The sequence below is a fragment of the Mycobacterium sp. genome (assembly GCF_052143115.1).
In the GTDB taxonomy this organism is placed as follows: domain Bacteria; phylum Actinomycetota; class Actinomycetes; order Mycobacteriales; family Mycobacteriaceae; genus Mycobacterium.
In genome coordinates this window covers 1-6100 of sequence record NZ_JBKQTQ010000348.1, presented here as the reverse complement: position 1 = coordinate 6100, position 6100 = coordinate 1, and the positions used below count along the sequence as shown (strand labels likewise).

The window sequence follows — 6100 nt, the reverse complement described above, 5'->3', positions numbered from 1 at the left end:
ATGGAAGGCCGAGTCGGCCAATGGTCGGGGTCGTCGTGCGGGGGTGTCGTCGTTTGGGATCAGTGGCACCAATGCGCATGTGATTATCGAGGCGCCCCCGACGGTGGGCGAGGAGGCTACCGAGCGGACGGTTGTGCCGCCGATCGTGCCGTGGGTGGTTTCGGCGAAGAGTGCGGCGGCGCTTTCGGCTCAGGCGTCGCGGTTGGGTGAATTCATCGCTACCCGTGAGCAGTTGGACGCCGGTGATGTGGGCTGGTCGTTGGCGGGGCGGTCGACGTTTGAGCATCGGGCGGTGGTACTTGGTGCTGACCGTCAGGAGTTACTCGGTGGTTTGGCTGAGTTTGCTGACGGGCTGCCGGGTGGTTCGGTGGTCTGCGGGCACAGCGCCCCGGCGGGCAAGACCGTGTTCGTCTTCCCCGGCCAAGGCTCGCAATGGCTCGGCATGGGCGTTGAATTACTCGACACTGCACCGGTTTTCGCTGAGCAGATCAACGCATGCGCAGAGGCATTCACCGAATTCGTCGATTGGTCACTGATCGACGTGCTGCGCGGCGCGCCGGGCGCGCCGGGTCTGGACCGCGTCGACGTGGTCCAACCAGTGCTGTTCGCGGTGATGGTCTCGCTCGCCGAATTGTGGCGATCGATCGGCGTACGTCCGGACGCCGTGATCGGCCATTCCCAAGGCGAAATCGCCGCTGCCTACGTCGCGGGGGCGCTCTCCCTGCGCGAGGCCGCACGGGTGGTGACACTGCGCAGCAAACTGCTGTTGGCGCTGGCCGGGCGCGGCGGCATGGTATCCCTGGCGTGCGGTCCCGAGCGAGCCCGAGAGTTGTTGGCTCCCTTCGGGAAAATGATCAGCATCGCCGCGATCAATGGACGATCCGCAGTTGTGGTGTCCGGTGACGTCGCCGCACTCGACGAGCTGGTGCAACAATGCGCCGAAATTGAGCTCCGTGCCCGCAAGATTGACGTCGACTACGCCTCACACTCCGTTGACGTCGAGGGCATCCGGGAGCAGCTCGCCGACGTCCTTTCCGGCCTCGAGCCACGTGCGTCGCGCACCGCATTCTTTTCCACGCTCACCGGCGGTCTGCTGGACACCGCAGGGTTGGACGCCGACTACTGGTATCGCAACATTCGCCAAACCGTGGAGTTCGACCAGGCCGTGCGCGGTGCATGCCAACAGGGCTATCGCACCTTCATCGAATGCAGCCCGCATCCCGGACTGATTGCCGGTATCGAGGACACCTTCAACGACTGCGCTGGCAGCGGCGCCGAACCGATCGTCATCCCCACCCTTGGCCGAGACGACGGCGGCATCCGCCGGTTCCTCACCTCGGCCGCGCAGGCCTTCGTCTCGGGCGTGGGCGTCGATTGGCGTGCGGTGCTGCCCGGGGCTGAGTATGTCGAGTTGCCGACGTATGCCTTTGAGCGGCGGCGGTTCTGGCTCTCCGGTGACGGCGCTGCTCTCGACGCCGCGGGCCTGGGGTTGGGCGCCAGTGAACACGCGCTGCTGGGTGCGGTGGTGGAGCTGCCGGACACGGGCGGGGTGGTGCTGACTGGTCGGCTCTCGCCGGCATCGCAGGGATGGTTAGGCGACCACGCCGTTGATGGCGTGGTGTTGTTCCCGGGTGCGGGATTTGTCGAGCTGGCGATCCGCGCCGGCGACGAAGTCGGCTGCTCGGCCGTCGACGAACTGACGTTGCAGTCGCCGTTGATGCTGCCGGCTTCGGGTTCGGTTGCGGTGCAGGTAGTCGTGGGATCAGCCGACGAATCCGGCCAGCGCGACGTGTCCGTGTACTCCCGCGCCGATGCCAATTCCGATTCGGGGTGGATCTGCCACGCCGCCGGGCAGTTGGGTCCGAAATCGATTGAGCCGGGCGCGGATTTGTCGGTATGGCCGCCCGAGGGCGCGGCTCCGGTCGATCTGGCTGATGGTTACCAGCGGTTGGCGGCGCGCGGGTATGACTATGGCCCGGCGTTTCAAGGGTTGACCACGCTGTGGCGTCGCGGCGACGAGCTTTTCGCCGAGGTTACGCTGCCGGATGCGGCGGGGGGCGTAGGCGGATTCGGTGTGCATCCGGTGCTATTGGACGCGGCGCTGCACGCGGCGGTGATGGTCCACGACGCGGCCGAGGTTGCCTTGCCGTTCTCTTGGCAGGGTGTGTCGTTGCATGCGGCGGGGGCGTCGGCGGTGCGGGCGCGGATTGCGCCGTCGGGTCCGTCGTCGGTGTCGGTGGAGTTGGCCGACGGGTTGGGGTTGCCGGTGTTGTCGGTGGCTTCGATGGCGGCTCGTCCGGTGTCGCAACAGCAGTTGATGGCGGCGATGTCCGGCTCAGCCGGGGATCGGCTCTTCGAGCTGGTGTGGTCGCCCGCATCGCCCGCGTCGCACGCCGAGACGCCGTCGTACGAAGTGTTCGAGGCGGTATCGGCTCTGCAGGATCCGGTCGTCGACACCTACGAGTGCACGCATAAGGCGTTGGCTTCGGTGCAATCATGGTTGGCCGAACGAGACTCGGGCGTCTTGGTGGTGTCAACCCGGGGCGCAATGGGATTGGCCGGCGAGGACGTCACCGATCTGGCAGGTGCCGCGGTGTGGGGGTTCGTGCGTTCGGCGCAGACCGAGCATCCCGGCCGGATCGTGCTGGTGGATTCCGATGCGCCGCTTGATGATACGACGATAGCGTCGGTTCTAGCAGTCGGTGAGCCGCACGCGCTGGTGCGGGGTCGAACAGTGTACACGGCGCGGGTGCACGGCAGTCGGGCGGTTGACGGTGTGTTGGTGCCGCCGGGTGACGGGCCATGGCGGTTGGGGCTTTCCAGTGCGGGCACCTTCGAGAATCTCCGGTTGGAGCCGGTGCCCAACGCCGATGCCCCCTTGGAGCCCGGCCAGGTCCGAGTGGCCATGCGCGCCATCGCCACCAACTTCCGCGACATCATGATCACCCTGGGCATGTTCACCCACGACGCGCTGATCGGTGGCGAAGGCGCCGGCGTCGTCGTTGAAGTCGGGCGTGGCGTAACCGAATTCGCGGTCGGCGACTCGGTGTATGGGTTCTTCCCCGATGGCAGCGGCACCCTAGTCGCCGGCGACGCTCGGCTATTGCTTCGTATGCCTGCCGACTGGTCTTACGCCGAAGCCGCAGCCATATCAGCCGTTTTCACCACCGCCTACTACGCGTTCGTGCATCTGGCGGATGTCCGGCCGGGGCAGCGGGTGTTGGTGCATGCTGCGACCGGTGGGGTGGGGATGGCTGCGGTGCAGTTGGCCCGGTATTTGGGGTTGGAGGTGTTCGCCACTGCCAGTCGTGGCAAGTGGGACACGTTGCGGGCGATGGGCTTTGATGAGGACCATATTGCCGATTCGCGCAGTCTGGAGTTTGAGGACAAGTTCCGGGCGGTGACCGGTGGTCGCGGTGTGGATGTGATGCTGGATTCGCTGGCCGGTGACTTCGTGGATGCCTCATTGCGTTTGGTCGCCCCCGGTGGGGTGTTTTTGGAGATGGGCAAGACCGACATCCGCGACCCCGGTGTCGTCGCAGAAGAACACCCCGGTGTGCGTTACCGCGCCTTCGACCTTTTCGAGCCGGGCCGTGTCCGCATGCATCAGTACATGCTCGAGCTCGCCGAACTGTTCGACGCCGGAATCCTTCGGCCGCTCCCGGTCACGACGTTTGATGTACGCCGGGCACCCGCGGCACTGCGGTATCTGAGTCAGGCTCGCCACACCGGCAAGGTTGTCTTGACGATGCCCGATGCATGGGCGGCGGGCACCGTGTTGATCACCGGCGGCACGGGCATGGCGGGATCGGCGCTTGCCCGTCATCTGGTGACCGATCACGGCGTGCGCAATCTGGTGTTGGCGAGCCGGCGTGGTCCTGACGCTGCCGGCGCGGCTGACCTGGCAAGCGAACTGCGCGAGGCGGGTGTCGAGGTGTCGGTGGTGGCGTGTGATGCCGCTGACCGGCAGGCGTTGGCAAAAGTGATTTCGGATATTCCGGTCCAGCATCCGCTTTCGGCAGTGATCCACACCGCCGGTGTTCTTGACGACGCGGTGGTGACGTCGTTGACGCCGGAGCGGGTGGATGCGGTGTTGCGGGCAAAAGTGGATGCGGCGTGGAACCTGCACGAGCTGACCCGCGATGCGAATGTGTCGGCATTTGTGATGTTTTCGTCGATGGCCGGGTTGGTGGGGTCGTCGGGGCAGGCCAACTATGCCGCGGCTAACTCGTTCCTCGACGGGTTGGCAGTGCAACGCCGTGCTCACGGTCTGCCGGCGATTTCGCTGGGCTGGGGCCTCTGGGAGCAAGCCAGTGACATGACCGGCGGACTCGACGCCGCGGGTAGGGCCCGACTGGGCCGCAGCGGTGTGTTGGCGCTGTCGTCGGCCGAGGCGTTACAGCTGTTCGACACCGCGATGGTGGTCGACGAACCGTTCCTGCTGCCCGCCCGTATCGACACCACCGCGCTGCGCGCCAACGCGGCGGTAGTACCGCCGATGTTCGTCGACCTGATCAACGCTCCGACCCGCCGACGAGTCGACGACTCGCTGGTCGCCAGTAAGTCGAAGTCGGCACTGGCACACCGCATACACGGGCTACCGGAGGCCGAGCAGCACGCGGTGCTGCTAGATCTGGTGCGCTCGCATATCGCGACCGTGCTGGGCAACACCACGGCCGAAGCCATCGACCCGGACAAGGCGTTCCAGGAGCTCGGCTTCGACTCGTTGACCGCGGTTGAGATGCGCAACCGGCTCAAAGCCGCCACCGGACTGGCGCTTTCACCCACCCTCATCTTCGACTACCCGACACCCAACGGTCTCGCTACCTACATCCGCAGCGAACTCGCCGGCGTCCCACAAGAGATCAAGCAGGTGGCCGCAGTCCGCGCCGCCACCGACGAGCCGATCGCCATCGTCGGGATGGCCTGCCGGTTTCCTGGCGGAGTCACTTCCCCAGAAGACCTGTGGGACATGGTTATCCAGGGCCGTGACGTGCTCACCGAATTCCCGAACGACCGGGGCTGGGATCTGGCCGACCTATTCAACCCCGACCCCGATGTGCCCGGCGCCTGCTACACGCGCACCGGTGGATTCGTGGACGGCGTCGCAGACTTCGACCCCGCGTTCTTTGGCGTGGGGCCATCCGAGGCGCTGGCGATGGACCCCCAACAACGCATGTTCCTCGAGTTGTCGTGGGAGGCGCTGGAGCGGGCGGGCGTTGACCCGACCACGTTGCGGGGCAGCGCCACTGGCGTATTCGCCGGTGTCATGACCCAGGGCTACGGCATGTTCTCCGCCGAGCCGGTGGAAGGCTTCCGGTTGACCGGCCAGCTGTCCAGCGTCGCATCGGGCCGGGTGGCCTATGTGCTGGGGTTGGAGGGCCCTGCGCTGTCGGTGGATACCGCGTGCTCGTCGTCGTTGGTGACCTTGCACATGGCGGTGCAGTCGTTGCGGTCGGGGGAGTGCGATTTGGCGCTGGCCGGCGGTGTCACCGTCAACGCCACCCCGGACATCTTCGTGGAGTTCAGCCGCTGGCGCGGCTTGTCGCCGGATGGCCGGTGCAAAGCGTTCGCCGGGGCGGCCGACGGCACGGGATTCTCCGAGGGCGGCGGCATGCTGGTGGCGGAGCGGCTGTCAGACGCCCAGCGGTTGGGGCATCCGGTGTTGGCGGTGGTGCGGGGTTCGGCGGTCAATCAGGACGGGGCATCGAATGGATTGACCGCGCCCAATGGGCCCTCGCAGCAGCGGGTGGTGCGGTCGGCGCTGGCCAACGCCGGGTTGAGCCCCGCCGATGTCGACGCGGTGGAGGGCCACGGCACGGGCACCACGTTGGGTGATCCGATCGAGGCCCAGGCGTTGTTGGCGACCTATGGGCAGGACCGCAGCGCGCCGCTGTGGTTGGGGTCGATCAAGTCGAACATGGGTCACACCCAGGCCGCGGCCGGTGTGGCCGGGGTGATGAAGATGATTTTGGCGATGCGCCATGAGACGTTGCCGGCAACATTGCATGTGGATGCGCCTTCTCCGCACGTGGATTGGTCGGCGGGGTCGGTGGAGTTGTTGATGGAACCGCAGCCATGGAAGGCCGAGTCGGCCAAT

General features: G+C 66.4%; 1 protein-coding gene. It reads left to right on the top strand.

What is annotated here, in order from left to right:
• Nucleotides 1–6100 (top strand): SDR family NAD(P)-dependent oxidoreductase (locus ACLQI9_RS33195; RefSeq protein WP_442392917.1); only part of this gene is annotated, 6100 nt, incomplete at both ends.